Below are 15,171 nucleotides of genomic sequence, written 5' to 3' on the forward strand. Positions count from 1 at the left end.
AAGTTTTTCTCCGGCGGCGCAGTCTCCTGTGCCTCTCAGCCCGTTTCCCGTTGCCGGTGTTCCGTGTTGATGGAGGCGCATTATAGGGAACGGCTGAGAGAGCGCAAGTGCAAACTTCAACTTTTTTGTTGATCGTTCAATTTGCACTCAAAAGGAATAATAAATAAGCAAAACCGCCTCAGAAGGGCCAAAAAAAACGGGCCAGCGGCCCGTTTTTTGATTCCCACTATTACTGATGTGCAGTAATGACGTCGTTTTCCACATCCATTTCGATGGTTTTGCCCGGCACCAGCGACCCTGCGAGGATCTGCTGAGCCAGCGGGTTCTCGATCTGCTGCTGTATCGCACGTTTTAGCGGACGTGCACCGTAGACCGGGTCATACCCATTCTCGGCCAGCAGTTTGATTGCCTCATCAGAGATGTGCAGCTGATAGCCACGTTCATCCAGACGTTTGTACAACCGCTGCAGCTGAATCTGCGCAATAGACGCAATGTGTTTCTCAGCCAGCGGATGGAACACCACTACCTCATCAATACGGTTGACGAATTCAGGACGGAAATGCTGGCCGACCACTCCCATCACAATATCTTTCATCTCCGGATAGCTGAGATTGCCGAACCGCTCCTGGATTAAATCTGATCCCAGGTTAGAGGTCATGATCACCACGCTGTTACGGAAATCGACTGTACGACCCTGCCCATCCGTCAGACGCCCATCATCTAGCACCTGCAGCAAAATGTTGAAAACATCAGGATGCGCCTTCTCGACTTCATCCAGCAGGATTACTGAATAGGGGCGACGGCGCACAGCTTCGGTCAGATAACCGCCTTCTTCATAGCCGACGTAGCCCGGAGGCGCGCCCACCAGCCGTGACACTGAGTGTTTTTCCATAAATTCGGACATGTCGATACGCACCATCGCATCGTCACTGTCGAACAGGAAGTTAGCCAGGGACTTACACAGTTCGGTCTTCCCTACCCCGGTGGGTCCCAGGAACAGGAAGGAACCGATCGGCCGGTTGGGATCAGACAGACCTGCACGGCTTCGGCGGATAGCATTCGATACCGCTTCAACCGCTTCATCCTGTCCGATGACCCGGCCATGCAGATCCTGCTCCATACGCAGCAACTTATCGCGTTCACCTTCCATCATTCTTGCCACCGGGATACCCGTCCAGCGAGCCAGCACATCGGCAATCTCCACATCCGTTACGCGGTTACGCAGTAACTTCATGGTTTTACCTTCCGCCTGAGTCGCTGCGGCTAACTGTTTTTCCAGTGCCGGAATTTTACCGTACTGCAGCTCTGACATCTGAGCGAGATCACCCTGGCGACGAGCCTGCTCTAGATTAAGACGCGCCTGCTCCAGTTCAGCTTTGATGTTCTGCGTGCCGGACAGTGAGGCTTTCTCAGTCTTCCATTCATCTTCCAGCTCGGCGTATTCACGCTCTTTCTGATTCAGCTCGGTTTCCAGCATCTCCAGACGCTTAATACTGGCATCGTCCGCCTCTTTCTTCAGTGCCTGCTGTTCCAGCTTCAGCTGAATGATACGGCGCTCCAGGCGATCCAGTGACTCCGGTTTTGAGTCCATCTGCATACGAATGCTTGATGCCGCCTCATCAATCAGGTCAATCGCTTTATCCGGCAACTGACGGTCAGCAATGTAACGATGAGACAGAGTCGCCGCCGCGACAATAGCCGGGTCAGTGATCTGCACATGGTGATGCAGTTCGTAACGCTCTTTCAGGCCTCGCAAAATGGCGATGGTATCTTCCACACTCGGCTCAGCCACAAAAACTTTCTGGAAACGACGCTCCAGCGCGGCATCTTTTTCAATGTACTGACGGTACTCATCAAGTGTAGTGGCACCCACGCAGTGCAGTTCACCACGAGCCAGCGCAGGCTTAAGCATGTTACCGGCATCCATCGCACCGTCCGCTTTACCGGCGCCTACCATAGTGTGCAGTTCGTCGATAAACAGAATGACGTTGCCTTCCTGTTTCGACAGGTCACTAAGCACACCTTTCAGACGCTCTTCGAACTCACCACGATATTTCGCCCCGGCCACCAGCGCCCCCATATCCAGCGCCAGTACCCGACGACCTTTCAGCCCTTCAGGCACTTCGCCGTTAATGATGCGCTGAGCCAGCCCTTCAACAATCGCGGTTTTACCCACACCAGGTTCACCTATCAGTACCGGATTATTTTTAGTACGGCGCTGCAGGACCTGAATAGTGCGGCGAATCTCTTCGTCACGGCCAATGACTGGATCGAGTTTGCCCTTCTCGGCACGCTCGGTCAGATCAATCGTGTATTTCTTTAATGCCTGGCGCTGATCTTCAGCCCCCTGATCGTTCACGTTGTCTCCTCCCCGCATCTGTTCAATCGCACCGGTGATTTTTTCGCGTGTTGCACCCGCTGCTTTGAGCAGATCGGCCAGTGAGCCACGAGATTCCAGGGCGGCCAGAACAAATAATTCTGATGAAATGAAGTTATCGTTGCGCTTCTGCGCCAGCTTGTCGCACAGGTTTAATACCCGGACGAGGTCAGATGAGGGTTGTACATCCCCTTCGCTGCCTTCAACTTGTGGCAGGCGATCAATGGCCTGCTCAACCTGAGCGCGAAAAGATGCTACATCGACACCGGCCGACGTCAGTAAAGGTGAAACCGATCCGCCTTCCTGTTTGAGCAACGCGCTCATCAGGTGCAGAGGTTCTATGAATTGATTGTCGTGTCCCAGAGCCAGGGACTGCGCGTCGGCGAGAGCCAGCTGAAATTTGTTAGTAAGACGATCCAGACGCATAATTCCTCCCATTACAGGTCAAAATGCTACTGGAGATTAAATGAGGTCATCCCTCAAAATTTCAAGGTTAATGGCCTGAGATTTGAGTAAAAAACACGCTAACTGGACCGTCTTATGGCGTAAGGTTATAACAGCCAGATCAAAGTTGCCATACGCCCGGTCATCCCATCGCGGCGGAAGGAGAAGAAATCGTCGCGCTGCGTAAAGGTACAACGGTTGTCGGCGCTGATTGAATTCACGCCCGCTGCCTGCAGTCGCATACGCGCCAGGAGCCAGATATCAGCGTAAAAACGGTCGCCTGAAGGACGGAAAGCCTGCACGGCGAGGGGATCCTGCATCATAAAGGCCTGACGCACTTCTGCACCGACCTCAAACGCATCCGGTCCAATCGCCGGTCCCAGCCAGGCATGAATCTGCTCAGGTGGCGAGCGAAACTGCGCCAGCGTCTTTTCCAGCACACCCGCACAAAGTCCGCGCCAGCCTGCATGTGCCGCCGCCACCTCCGTCCCATCCTGTGAACAGAACAGAACCGGCAGACAGTCAGCGGTCATGATGGCGCAGACGACGCCAGGCTGATCGGTAATACAGGCATCAGCACGTAATGGCGTACTTTCTCCCGCTGTCAGACGCACCACTTCAGTACCATGTACCTGCTCCAGCCACTGCGGCATTGCAGGCAAACCCGCATTTTTCACCAGCAATTGCCGATTACGCGCCACCGCATCCGGATTATCTCCCACGTGTGCACCGAGATTCAGTGCATTCCAGGGCGATGTACTGACGCCGCCCTGCCGCTGCGTCGAGCAAGCCCGAACGCGTGACGGAGCGGGCCATTGAGGAGTGATCAACTTCATCACCAATTCATCTGGTCTTTAAACTCTTCAGTGTCTGCTTTTAACGCCGCGATCAAATCAACCATGTCCTGCGGAAGCGCAGCATGGAATTCCATCTCAATACCGCTTATAGGATGATAGAGGCGCAACATCGTGGCGTGAAGCGCCTGACGATCGAAACCACGCAGCGTAGTAATGAATGCCTCTGATGCTCCTTTTGGCGGACGCGGACGGCCACCGTAAAGCGGATCGCCCACCAGTGGATGGCTGATGTGCGACATATGCACACGAATCTGGTGCGTACGACCGGTTTCCAGACGCAGACGCAGACGGGTATGAGCCCGGAAGTGCTCCATGATGCGATAATGCGTCACCGCCGGTTTACCCATGGGGTGCACCGCCATGTGGGTGCGTTTGGTTGAGTGACGGCTGATAGGCTGCTCAACAGTGCCGCCCGCAGTCATATTTCCAATCGCAACGGCTTCATATTCACGGGTGATTTCGCGACGTTGCAGCGAGTCCACCAGATGCGTCTGAGCCGGAACGGTTTTCGCGACCACCATTAAACCGGTAGTGTCTTTATCCAGGCGGTGTACGATGCCCGCGCGTGGCACATCCATGATCGCAGGAAAGTGATGAAGTAAGGCGTTTAATACCGTGCCATCCGGATTACCGGCGCCAGGGTGAACCACGAAGTCGCGTGGTTTGTTGATGACAATAATGTCTTCATCTTCATAAACGATGTCGAGTGGCAGATCCTGCGGTTCCCAGCGCTGTGCCTCTTCGATCTCAGCGTCAATCGTGACCAGCTCGCCGCCCAGCACTTTTTCTTTGGGTGTATCGACCATGACGCCGTTTACAGTAACGCGACGGTCAAGGATCCACTCTTTTATGCGAGAACGTGAATAATCAGGGAACAATTCCGCCAAAGTCTGATCTAAGCGTTGTCCGAGTTGTGATTCGGATACCGTTGCGGTGAGTTGAACTTGTTGTGCCATATACAGCTTCTTCGTTAACGTTGGGTTTTCACGGCGATGCCGTTTAATATAATGTGCTATCGTACCTGGTCATTACCGGGAGCTATACGGACAGCTTCCGCCATAACATTTGAGGATAATCACTTCGTCATGACGCGTATGAAACATCTGGTGGCTGCTGCCACACTGAGCCTGGCACTTGTTGGTTGTTCCGGCTCAAATGACGCGGTACCGGACAACCCGCCTTCTGAAATCTATGCTACAGCGCAGCAAAAGCTGCAGGACGGTAACTTTAAAGCCGCGATTAAGCAACTGGAAGCGCTGGATAATCGTTATCCGTTCGGTCCTTATTCGCAGCAGGTGCAGCTGGATTTAATCTACGCGTACTATAAAAATGCCGATCTGCCCCTGGCGCAGGCCGCCATTGCCCGCTTTATGCGTCTGAACCCTACGCATCCGAACATTGACTATGTCATCTATATGAAAGGTCTGACGGATATGGCGCTGGATGACTCCGCGCTGCAGGGCTTCTTTGGTATCGATCGTTCTGACCGCGATCCGACGCACGCTCGTGATGCTTTCCGCGACTTCTCCCAGCTGCTGCGTAATTACCCAAACAGCCAGTATGCGGCTGATGCTCAGAAACGTCTGGTCTATCTGAAAGACCGTCTGGCTAAATATGAGCTGTCAGTGGCGCAATTCTATACTAAGCGTGAGGCTTATGTCGCGGTTGTTAACCGTGTCGAAGGTATGATGCGCGATTATCCGGATACGCAGGCGACACACGATGCCCTGCCGCTGATGGAAAATGCCTACCGTAATCTGCAACTGAACGCAGAAGCCGATAAAGTGGCGAAAATCATTGCAGCAAACAAAAGCTGATAGCCCGAGAGATTTGAGCCATAAAAAAAAGCAGCCTGCGATGGCTGCTTTTTTTTGCTCAAAGAACAGTCAGAAGTGGATCTGATGCCAGCGAGCTAACTCATCAAGCATGCCGTGTTAATCGTTTCGCTTCAAGCCATTTCAGACAGTTTCTCTGCCTTTCTCACAGAATGTTGTGACTGACAAAAAGTGACATTTTTTCGTGATAGAAATCTCACATTCAACGCTTTTTCGCGCTATGCTGAGAAGACCAAGACGGAAATGACAGAGAGGTAAGAACGATGATTCTGAACATTACCAGTAAACAAATGGACATCACCCCGGCAATCCGAAGCCATGTTGAAGACCGTCTCGCCAAACTCGAAAAATGGCAAACCGACCTTATTAATCCGCATATTGTCCTGTCTAAAGAGCCCAAAGAATTCGTGGCTGATGCCACTATTAATACACCGAACGGGACTCTGGTGGCCAGTGCCAAACATGATGATATGTATACCGCCATCAACGATTTGATTGCGAAGCTCGAGCGTCAGCTGAATAAAGTTCAGCATAAGTCTGAAGCGCGCCGCGCCAGTGCCAGCGTAAAAGACATTATCCCCGCCGACGAAGAGTCCTGATTTTCATAACGCGCCTCCGGGCGCGTTTTTTATTGACAGCTTTTAAGCAGTACGGTTACTCTCAGGTCACTCTCTTTACGGACGTTACCATGAAACTTGATCTGTTTTTCTTCGCTTTCTTTTTTACCTTCCCCTGAACGGGAGGCCATTCGTCGTGTGAAAATGAAAGCGAAGACGAACAACGAAGCCTCCCAACCGGGAGGCTTTTTTATTGGATAGCATACAGGTGAGCCCTATGAATCCCGACAATCCATTGCTGGCGCTACGCGATAAGATCAGCGCAGTGGATAACAAACTTCTGACGCTGCTGGCCGAGCGTCGTCTGCTGGCAGTGGAAGTCGCACAAGCAAAACTGGCAACGCATCGCCCGATTCGTGATGTGGAACGTGAACGCGCCCTGCTGGAGAATCTGATTGTGCTGGGAAAAGCGCACAAACTGGATGCGCACTTCATCACCCGCCTGTTTCAGCTGGTCATCGAAGATTCTGTGCTGACTCAGCAAGCGCTGCTACAGAAAAACCTTAACCATCCCCATGCACACGCCGCCCGTATCGCATTCCTCGGCCCGAAAGGCTCTTACTCACACCTTGCCGCACGTAACTACGCATCACGTCATTTTGATAGCATGGTGGAGTGTGGCTGCCTTAAGTTTCACGACATCATTAAGCAGGTCGAGAATGGCGTAGCGGATTACGCGGTGATGCCGATTGAGAACACAAGTTCTGGCTCGATCAACGATGTTTACGATCTGCTACAACAGACCAGCCTTTCCATCGTGGGCGAGCTGACCTTACCTATCGACCATTGCGTGCTGGTGAATGGCCCCACCGATTTGCAGCAGATTGAGACGGTGTACAGCCATCCTCAGCCCTTCCAGCAGTGCAGTCAGTTCATTAACCGTTTCCCACACTGGAAAATCGAATACACCGAGAGTACTGCGGCTGCGATGGAGAAAGTGGCTGCGCTCAATTCGCCTAAGGTGGCGGCGCTGGGCAGTGAAGCCGGTGGCGAGCTCTATCAGCTGCAGGTGCTGGAGCGTAATCTGGCGAATCAGCAGCAAAACCACACCCGCTTTATCGTGCTGGCCCGCAAAGCCATCGAAGTTTCGGATCAGGTGCCAGCCAAAACCACGCTGATTATGGCGACCGGCCAGCAGGCGGGTGCGCTGGTCGACGCGCTGCTGGTTCTGCGTCAGCACAACCTGATTATGAGTAAGCTGGAGTCCCGCCCGATTAATGGCAATCCGTGGGAGGAGATGTTTTACATTGATGTGCAGGGCAATCTGCAATCAGAACGGATGCAGCAGGCTCTTCAGGAACTACAGACCATGACCCGCTCGCTGAAGGTGCTGGGCTGCTATCCCAGCGAGAATGTGGTACCCGTTGAACCTGGCGATGAAACTGCCGAATAGAAAAAAGGCATCCGCAAGGATGCCTTTTTCATTTATGGCCGGCTGTCATTAGCCGAACGCAACAGGCTACGACTTTCCACCAGGAAACGTTTCGCGTGATCGCCAAACCACTGTTCAACCCGGTTAAAGCTGGCAATAAATGCCTGCTTGTCACCCTGCTCAAGCAGCGCGATCGCTTCACCAAACCGCTGGTAATAGCGTTTGATTAGCGCCAGATTACTCTCTGACGACATGATGATATCCGCATAAAGTTGCGGGTCCTGAGCAAATAGTCGCCCTACCATCGCCAGCTCCAGCCTGTAAATCGGTGACGAGAGCGCCAGAAGCTGATCAAGATTGACGTTCTCTTCGGCTAAATGAAGGCCATAGGCAAAGGTGGCAAAATGACGTAGCGCCTGAATAAACGCCATATTCTGGTCATGCTCAACCGCGCTGATGCGATGCAGACGCGCCCCCCAGACCTGGATCTGCTCCAGGAACCACTGATAGGCTTCCGGCTGTCTTCCATCACACCAGACCACCACCTGTTTTGCCAGGCTACCGCTGTCCGGGCCAAACATCGGATGCAGACCCAGAACCGGACCGCTATGGGCGGCCAGCATTGCCTGCAGAGGCCGGTTTTTCACAGACGCCAGATCAACCAGAATACAATCTTCCGGCAGTGGTGGCAGTTGGGCAATAACCTGCTCAGTCAGGTGAATGGGTACGCTGATAATTACCATACCGGCATCGCTGAGCAGCGTTTCAGCCTGCGGCCAGTCCTCTTTATCCAGCGTTTTTACCGTATAGCCCGACAGGCCGAGCATTTTTTCAAAAAGTCGGCCCATCTGGCCCTTACCACCGACGATCACCACCGGCCGCAGTTCAGGACAGAGGGTTTTAAAGCCTTTGTCATTCTCGCTGGTATAGGACTCACGCATCACGCGACGCAGTATATCTTCAATGAGATCCGGTGGTACACCGAGCGCCTCAGCCTCTTTGCGACGGGAAGCCAGCATTGATGCTTCACGCTCAGGCACATAGATAGGCAGACCGTAACGGCTCTTGACCTCCCCAACTTCCGCTACCAGCTCTAGTCGTTTAGCCAGCAGATCCAGCAGCGCTTTATCAACACTGTCAATTTGATCGCGTAACGCGGTCAGTTCAGCCACCATTGCTCTTACACCTCTTGTGACAGACGCGCCGACAGCACTCCCTGCAGATTCTGATGCATCTCACGCAGCAACGTTTCGGTCACTTCCCAGCTGATACAGGCATCAGTGACGGAAACGCCATACTTCATTTCGCTGCGTGGCTGCTCAGAAGACTGGTTACCTTCATTGATATGGCTTTCCAGCATCAAACCAATGATTGAACGGTTTCCGTCTTTGATCTGCGCAATAGCGGATTCCGCTACGCCAGGCTGACGGCTGTAGTCTTTGTTCGAATTGCCATGGCTGCAATCTATCATTAAGGCTGGACGCAGTCCCGCCTTCAGCATCTCTTTTTCACACTGCGCAACATCCTCAGGACCGTAGTTGGGCGCTTTGCCGCCACGCAGAATCACGTGACCATCCGGATTGCCCTGGGTCTGCAGCAGACAGACCTGACCGGCCTGATTAATGCCGACAAAACGGTGCGGCATTGCAGCAGCACGCATGGCGTTAATTGCCGTTCCCAGGCTGCCATCGGTGCCATTTTTAAAGCCGACCGGCATCGACAGGCCCGAGGCCATTTCACGGTGGGTCTGAGATTCTGTCGTCCGTGCGCCAATGGCGGACCAGCTGAACAGGTCGCCCAGGTATTGGGGGCTATTCGGATCCAGCGCTTCAGTCGCCAGCGGCAGGCCCATTTCAACCAGGTTTACCAGCAGCTGGCGCGCAATGTGCAGACCCGCTTCCATATCAAACGAGTTATCCATGTAAGGATCGTTGATCAGCCCTTTCCAGCCGACGGTAGTACGAGGCTTTTCAAAATAGACGCGCATCACGATAAAGAGCTGATCTTTCAGCTGTTCGGAAAGGGTTTGCAGACGACGAGCATATTCCAGAGCCACTTCGGTATCGTGAATCGAACAGGGTCCGCATACCACCAGCAGACGCGGATCGCGGCCGGCAATAATGTCAGAGATAGTCTGGCGGGATGCCGCGACCTGAGCCTGCTGTTCAGTGGTCAGTGGGAACTTTGCTTTCAGCTCTTCAGGCGTGATTAATACCTGTTCACCGGCGATATGCACATTGTTCAGCGCGTCTTTTTGCATGATGACGATCCTTTGGCTCGTATGGGCGGATAAGGGCTCCTCGTTGAGGAATGCAAATACTGTATCACAGGCAATACACAGTGCAATATTATATGTACACTTTTATTACCACGGATCAAAACCTGTAGCTCAACTCCTTAATAAATACACACAAATCAAACAATTAAATTATAATGAATTTTAAAAACATCAATCAATATGTACACATATCTTTACGCCAAGGTTTGTTGCGTTTCTGCCTTCTGCAGGCAAAATGAGGATATTGATTATTTTCATCCGGGTTCACCATGCACTCTTCCTCACCTGCCATTCATCTGCGACCTTTTGAACTTAGCGATGTCCCCGGATTTACCGCTGCGGTTAATGCCTCTCTGGACAGTCTGATACCGTGGATGGTCTGGGCGCATCACAATTATCAGCCTCATGACGCCGAAAGCTGGATCCGCTTTACCCACTGGCAAAGGATGAAACAAGAAGCCGAAGAGTTTGCGATTGTTGATCAGCATGACCAGTTGCTGGGTGGTGCAGGAATACGCTTTGCCCGTCATCCGGGCGACACCAGCGCAATTGGTTACTGGGTTCGCAGTGACGCTCAGCGTCAGGGAATCGCCAGCCGCGCGGTGGCAAAGCTGCTGCCGCTGGGGTTTTCACGACCTGAGACCAGGGTGATTGAAATTCTGGCGGCTGAGGATAACCTGGCCAGTCGGAGAGTCGCTGAAAAGTGCGGTGGCCAGTTTATTGGCTGTCGCTATGGCCTGATCGTATTAGAAGCCGGGCCGGTTAATACGGCGATTTATCATTTTCAGCGGCCGGATGCCGGGTAATTTCTGCCATCTGGCTGCCATCAGGACAAAAAAAGGGGCTGGCAGATGCCAACCCCTTGTTTGCTATTAACTTTTAGATGTCGCGTTAGCGATACCTTAGTTAAGACGCTCTTTAATACGAGCAGACTTACCAGTACGCTCACGCAGGTAGTACAGTTTGGCTTTACGCACAGCGCCACGACGTTTAACAGCGATGCTGTCAATTACAGGTGAATGAGTCTGGAATACACGCTCAACGCCTTCGCCGTTAGAAATTTTGCGAACAGTGAATGCAGAGTGCAGACCGCGGTTACGAATAGCGATAACCACGCCCTCGAATGCCTGCAGACGTTTTTTAGAACCTTCAACGACCCATACTTTCACTTCCACGGAATCACCCGGGCGGAAGGAAGGTACGTCCTGTTTCATCTGCTCTTGTTCAATTTGCTTGATAATGTTGCTCATAATTAAATCTCATATCCTGGGTAAACTGATAGTCGGGGAAGATCACTCTTCCACATCATCGTTTTGTTGCTGTTGAGATTCCCGCTGGAACTCATTCAGCAACCTTGCTTGCTCTTCAGTCAGAGCCAGGTTTTCCAGAAGTTCAGGTCTTCTCAGCCAGGTACGGCCTAGCGACTGCTTCAGACGCCAGCGGCGAATATCAGCATGGTTACCTGACAGTAATACTGCCGGGACTTCCACGCCATCTAACACTTCAGGTCGGGTATAGTGCGGACAATCCAGCAAGCCATCAGAGAACGAATCCTCGTCGGCTGACGCCTGCTTGCCGAGTACGCCAGGAATAAACCGGGCGACTGCATCAATCATCGTCATCGCTGGCAGTTCCCCGCCACTGAGAACGTAATCACCGATTGACCATTCTTCATCAATTTCGGTCTGGATTACGCGCTCATCAATCCCTTCATAACGGCCACAGACCAGAATTAACTTGTCCCGTGCCGCCAGTTCGCAAACGCCCTGTTGGTCTAATTTGCGACCCTGAGGTGAAAGATATATCACCCTGGCCCCATCACCTGCCGCTGCTTTCGCTGCGGAGATGGCATCCCGTAAGGGTTGTACCATCATCAGCATTCCCGGTCCGCCACCGTAAGGACGATCATCCACGGTACGGTGCCGGTCGTGCGTGAAGTCACGAGGACTCCAGCTCTGAATGCTGAGCAGACCGTTTTTTACAGCCCGGCCAGTTACCCCGTAATCGGTAATAGCGCGAAACATTTCTGGAAACAGGCTAATAACACCAATCCACATTGTATTCGCCGTTACGTTACCGTTCGATTCGGAGATCAAAAACCAGGATCCCAATCTACCTCAATGACGCCAGTAGAGAGATCGACTTTCCTGATAACCTGTTCATCAAGAAACGGAATTAACCGCTCCTGAGCACCGAACGCATCCTTCAGGTTTGCCTTAACGACGAGAACGTCGTTCGAGCCGGTTTCCATCATATCGATGACTTTGCCCATCTCGTAGCCTTCGAGGTTAACCACCTGGCAGCCCATAAGGTCTTTCCAGTAGTAGTCGCCCTCTTCCAGCGATGGCAACTGCGTCGAGTCAACCTGAATTTCGCAATTGGTTAACTGAGCCGCCGCATCCCGATCTTCAATGCCTTTGACTTTGATGATCAGGTCCTGATTGTGGTGCTTCCAACCTTCAAGTTCGACTTGCTGCCATTTACCGGCACGCTGGATGAACCAGGGTTGGTAGTTGAAGATGCTTTCAGCGTCTTCAGTGGAGGAAAACACTTTGAGCCAGCCGCGAATACCGTAGGCGGCTCCCATCTTACCCAATACAATTGGGTTAGCAGGAGGCTGTGCGGCAAGTTGTCTGCTCATGCTCACCACCGTGACAGATTAAGCTGCTTTCTTAGCTTCTTTGACCAGCGCGTTAACGCGATCAGAAAGCGTTGCGCCCTGGCCAACCCAGTGCTCGATACGATCCAGATCAAGACGCAGACCTTCAGCCTGACCAGATGCGATCGGGTTGAAGAAACCAACGCGCTCGATGAAACGACCGTTGCGTGCATTGCGGCTGTCAGTGACGACGACCTGATAGAACGGACGCTTTTTAGCGCCGTGACGTGCCAAACGAATTGTTACCATAACATCCTCTTCAGTTAATAAAACACCCGGCCCCCATCGAGGAACGGGGTCCGGGTGCTGTATAAAAAGCCCGAAAATTTTAATCATTTTGGCGAAAAAAGCAACCTAAACCGTACCTTTTCGAGCTTTTTTGTGGAACGCTTTAGCGGCCAGGGAAACCTGGCGGCATCATACCTTTCATGCCGCGCATCATTTTCGCCATACCGCCCTTCTTCATTTTCTTCATCATACGCTGCATGTCGTCGAACTGCTTTAATAAGCGGTTAACGTCCTGCACCTGCATACCGGAACCGGTAGCAATGCGGCGCTTGCGCGAGCCTTTGATGATTTCTGGTTTCTCACGCTCTTTGCGTGTCATCGAGTTGATGATGGCTTCCATGCGCACCAGGACTTTGTCATCCATCTGTGACTTCACATTATCAGGCAGCTGTCCCATACCCGGGAGTTTACCCATCAGGCTGGCCATGCCGCCCATGTTGCGCATCTGCTTCAACTGCTCAAGGAAGTCATTAAGATCAAAACCGTCGCCGGTTTTCAGCTTCTTAGCCAGTTTCTCGGCCTGATCGCGGTCAACCTTACTTTCGATATCTTCGATCAGTGACAGTACGTCACCCATGCCGAGAATACGTGAAGCGATACGTTCCGGATAAAACGGCTCAAGAGCTTCGGTCTTTTCGCCGACACCCATGAATTTAATCGGTTTGCCGGTTATATGACGAATTGACAATGCCGCACCACCGCGTGCATCACCATCAACTTTCGTCAGAATAACACCGGTCAGCGGCAGCGCTTCATTAAAGGCTTTAGCCGTGTTAGCCGCATCCTGGCCGGTCATGGCATCGACCACAAACAGCGTTTCTACCGGCTTGATCGCGGCATGAACCTGCTTGATTTCGTCCATCATCGCTTCGTCAACGTGCAGACGACCAGCGGTATCCACCAGCAGCACATCGTAGAACTTCAGGCGAGCTTCACGTAGCGCATTATTGACGATATCAACCGGCTTCTGGCTGAGATCGGATGGGCAGAAATCTACACCAACCTGTTGTGCCAGAGTTTCCAGCTGTTTGATTGCCGCCGGACGATAAACGTCGGCCGAAACCACTAAGACTTTCTTTTTGTGCTTCTCACGCAGGAACTTCCCCAGCTTAGCGACGCTGGTCGTTTTACCGGCACCCTGCAGGCCCGCCATCAGTACTACGGCTGGCGGCTGAGCGGCCAGGTCGAGTGCGTTGTTCTCAGCACCCATCGCCGCAACCAGTTCGTTACGAACGATTTTGATAAACTCCTGACCTGGGGTCAGGCTTTTATTCACATCATGACCGACCGCGCTCTCTTTCACACGGTTGATGAAGTCACGCACCACGGGCAGCGCAACGTCAGCTTCAAGCAGTGCCATACGCACTTCACGCAGGGTCTCTTTGATGTTCTCTTCAGTCAGCCTTCCGCGGCCGCTGATATTTCGCAGGGTTTGCGACAAACGATCGGTTAAATTATCAAACATGGTCTCTCACTAAAAAAAAGATCGCGAGGCGCCTGATCGGCAGAATGCGGCGGATTATAACACGAAGCCTCGGCGATCTCTGCAATTGCCCCTCAGATCGTTTGGAGCCTGCTTCGGCTGGCGCTATACTGCCTTTTCCTTATCTGACTGAACCTGAAAGGATCTATGTTCGTTTTCGCGATAGTGGCGCTATTCGCCTACTCCTTAAGTCTTGCCCTGATCATTCCCAGCCTGTTGAAACGCAACGGCGGCTGGCGGCGAATGGCGATGCTCTCTGCCTGTGTGGCGCTGGTGACACACGCGGTGGCCTTGCAGCAACGCATATTTGCTGTTGATAGCGGACAGAATTTAAGCCTGCTCAACATAGGCTCGCTGGTTAGTCTGTTGATCTGCGCCATCATGACCATTGTGGCGGCACGTAACCGTGGCTGGCTGCTGCTGCCGATTGTTTACAGCTTCGCGCTGATCAATCTGGCCTTCGCCACTTTTGTCCCTAATGCATTCATCACCCATCTGGAAACCACGCCAGGCATGATGATCCATATCGGCCTGTCCCTGTTCGCCTACGCAACGCTGATCATTGCTGCGCTCTATGCGCTTCAGCTGGCGTGGATCGATTATCAGTTAAAAAACAAACGACTGGCCTTTACGCAGGATATGCCGCCTCTGCTGACCATTGAACGTAAGATGTTTCATATCACCCAGGTCGGCGTCGTTCTGTTAACACTGGTGCTCTGCACCGGTCTGTTTTATATGCAGGATCTCTTCAGTGCAGAAAACGTTGATAAAGCAGTGCTCTCGATCATCGCGTGGTTTGTTTATATCGTTTTGCTTTGGGGGCACTATCATGAAGGCTGGCGTGGTCGCCGCGTCGTCTGGTTTAACTGCAGCGGTGCGGTGCTGTTGACCATGGCTTACTTCGGCAGTCGCATCCTGCAGCATCTGCTTGTCCCTACCTCTCGTTAAAAAGGAAGTTCTG

16 protein-coding genes and 1 other annotated feature are annotated in these 15,171 nt (G+C 52.5%); of the genes, 6 read left to right on the forward strand and 10 right to left on the reverse strand.

The window, feature by feature from the left end:
* Window positions 1-229: 229 nt before the first annotated feature.
* The 3 genes from clpB to rluD all read right to left on the reverse strand — a co-directional run bounded on the left by clpB (window position 230) and on the right by rluD (window position 4,634).
* Entirely contained in the window at window positions 230-2,815 is a 2,586-nt protein-coding gene (gene clpB / locus HZZ01_RS14855) for an ATP-dependent chaperone ClpB (RefSeq protein ID WP_179898395.1), read from the reverse strand.
* Window positions 2,816-2,928: 113 nt separating this feature from the next.
* Window positions 2,929-3,657 (reverse strand): purine nucleoside phosphorylase YfiH, encoded by a 729-nt coding sequence (gene yfiH, locus HZZ01_RS14860; RefSeq protein ID WP_179898396.1) that lies wholly within the window; start codon window positions 3,655-3,657, stop codon window positions 2,929-2,931.
* A complete protein-coding gene (gene rluD / locus HZZ01_RS14865) occupies window positions 3,657-4,634 on the reverse strand; it encodes a 23S rRNA pseudouridine(1911/1915/1917) synthase RluD (protein WP_179898397.1) in 978 nt (325 codons plus the stop codon). Before rluD ends, yfiH begins: the two co-directional genes overlap by 1 nt.
* A gap of 129 nt (window positions 4,635-4,763) precedes the next feature.
* On the opposite strand from rluD, the gene bamD reads away from it, so the two are divergent.
* The 4 genes from bamD to pheA all read left to right on the forward strand — a co-directional run bounded on the left by bamD (window position 4,764) and on the right by pheA (window position 7,523).
* On the forward strand, window positions 4,764-5,495 hold the full coding sequence (gene bamD, locus HZZ01_RS14870; RefSeq protein ID WP_090965572.1) for an outer membrane protein assembly factor BamD: 732 nt from the start codon (window positions 4,764-4,766) through the stop codon (window positions 5,493-5,495).
* A 281-nt stretch (window positions 5,496-5,776) separates the two neighbouring features.
* Window positions 5,777-6,112, forward strand: coding sequence for a ribosome-associated translation inhibitor RaiA (raiA, locus tag HZZ01_RS14875; RefSeq protein ID WP_003849030.1), 336 nt, complete (start codon window positions 5,777-5,779; stop codon window positions 6,110-6,112).
* Window positions 6,113-6,200: 88 nt separating this feature from the next.
* Window positions 6,201-6,325: a sequence feature (Phe leader region), on the forward strand.
* Window positions 6,202-6,249 (forward strand): pheA operon leader peptide PheL, encoded by a 48-nt coding sequence (pheL, locus tag HZZ01_RS20890; protein WP_187507180.1) that lies wholly within the window; start codon window positions 6,202-6,204, stop codon window positions 6,247-6,249. (Overlaps the previous feature by 48 nt.)
* Window positions 6,326-6,347: 22 nt before the next feature.
* A complete protein-coding gene (pheA, locus tag HZZ01_RS14880; protein ID WP_179898398.1) occupies window positions 6,348-7,523 on the forward strand; it encodes a bifunctional chorismate mutase/prephenate dehydratase in 1,176 nt (391 codons plus the stop codon).
* Between the two features lie 32 nt (window positions 7,524-7,555).
* On the opposite strand, the gene tyrA is transcribed toward pheA, so the two are convergent.
* Complete coding sequence (gene tyrA / locus HZZ01_RS14885) at window positions 7,556-8,677, reverse strand: bifunctional chorismate mutase/prephenate dehydrogenase (protein WP_179898399.1); 1,122 nt, start codon at window positions 8,675-8,677, stop codon at window positions 7,556-7,558.
* Between the two features lie 5 nt (window positions 8,678-8,682).
* Window positions 8,683-9,762, reverse strand: a complete 1,080-nt coding sequence (locus HZZ01_RS14890) for a 3-deoxy-7-phosphoheptulonate synthase (protein ID WP_179898400.1) — start codon at window positions 9,760-9,762, stop codon at window positions 8,683-8,685.
* A gap of 287 nt (window positions 9,763-10,049) precedes the next feature.
* Between HZZ01_RS14890 and HZZ01_RS14895 the strand changes: the two genes are divergently transcribed.
* A complete protein-coding gene (locus tag HZZ01_RS14895) occupies window positions 10,050-10,586 on the forward strand; it encodes a GNAT family N-acetyltransferase (RefSeq protein WP_179898401.1) in 537 nt (178 codons plus the stop codon).
* Between the two features lie 96 nt (window positions 10,587-10,682).
* Here the strand turns inward: HZZ01_RS14895 and rplS are convergent, their stop codons facing one another.
* The 5 genes from rplS to ffh form a co-directional block, all read right to left on the reverse strand.
* Window positions 10,683-11,030: a 50S ribosomal protein L19 gene (gene rplS / locus HZZ01_RS14900; RefSeq protein ID WP_003849035.1), complete on the reverse strand. Its 348-nt coding sequence runs from the start codon at window positions 11,028-11,030 to the stop codon at window positions 10,683-10,685.
* A 42-nt stretch (window positions 11,031-11,072) separates the two neighbouring features.
* Window positions 11,073-11,837, reverse strand: a complete 765-nt coding sequence (gene trmD / locus HZZ01_RS14905; RefSeq protein ID WP_136197232.1) for a tRNA (guanosine(37)-N1)-methyltransferase TrmD — start codon at window positions 11,835-11,837, stop codon at window positions 11,073-11,075.
* A gap of 35 nt (window positions 11,838-11,872) precedes the next feature.
* Window positions 11,873-12,421 carry a ribosome maturation factor RimM gene (gene rimM, locus HZZ01_RS14910; RefSeq protein WP_179898402.1) on the reverse strand — a complete coding sequence of 183 codons (549 nt, stop codon included), beginning with the start codon at window positions 12,419-12,421 and terminating at the stop codon, window positions 11,873-11,875.
* 18 nt (window positions 12,422-12,439) lie between these two features.
* On the reverse strand, window positions 12,440-12,688 hold the full coding sequence (rpsP, locus tag HZZ01_RS14915) for a 30S ribosomal protein S16 (protein ID WP_003849041.1): 249 nt from the start codon (window positions 12,686-12,688) through the stop codon (window positions 12,440-12,442).
* A gap of 142 nt (window positions 12,689-12,830) precedes the next feature.
* Window positions 12,831-14,192 (reverse strand): signal recognition particle protein, encoded by a 1,362-nt coding sequence (ffh, locus tag HZZ01_RS14920; protein WP_003849043.1) that lies wholly within the window; start codon window positions 14,190-14,192, stop codon window positions 12,831-12,833.
* Window positions 14,193-14,357: 165 nt separating this feature from the next.
* Between ffh and HZZ01_RS14925 the strand changes: the two genes are divergently transcribed.
* Window positions 14,358-15,158, forward strand: coding sequence for an inner membrane protein YpjD (locus HZZ01_RS14925; protein WP_090965656.1), 801 nt, complete (start codon window positions 14,358-14,360; stop codon window positions 15,156-15,158).
* Window positions 15,159-15,171 lie beyond the last annotated feature (13 nt).

This window comes from Pantoea sp. WMus005 (assembly GCF_013415305.1).
Lineage (GTDB): Bacteria > Pseudomonadota > Gammaproteobacteria > Enterobacterales > Enterobacteriaceae > Pantoea > Pantoea rara.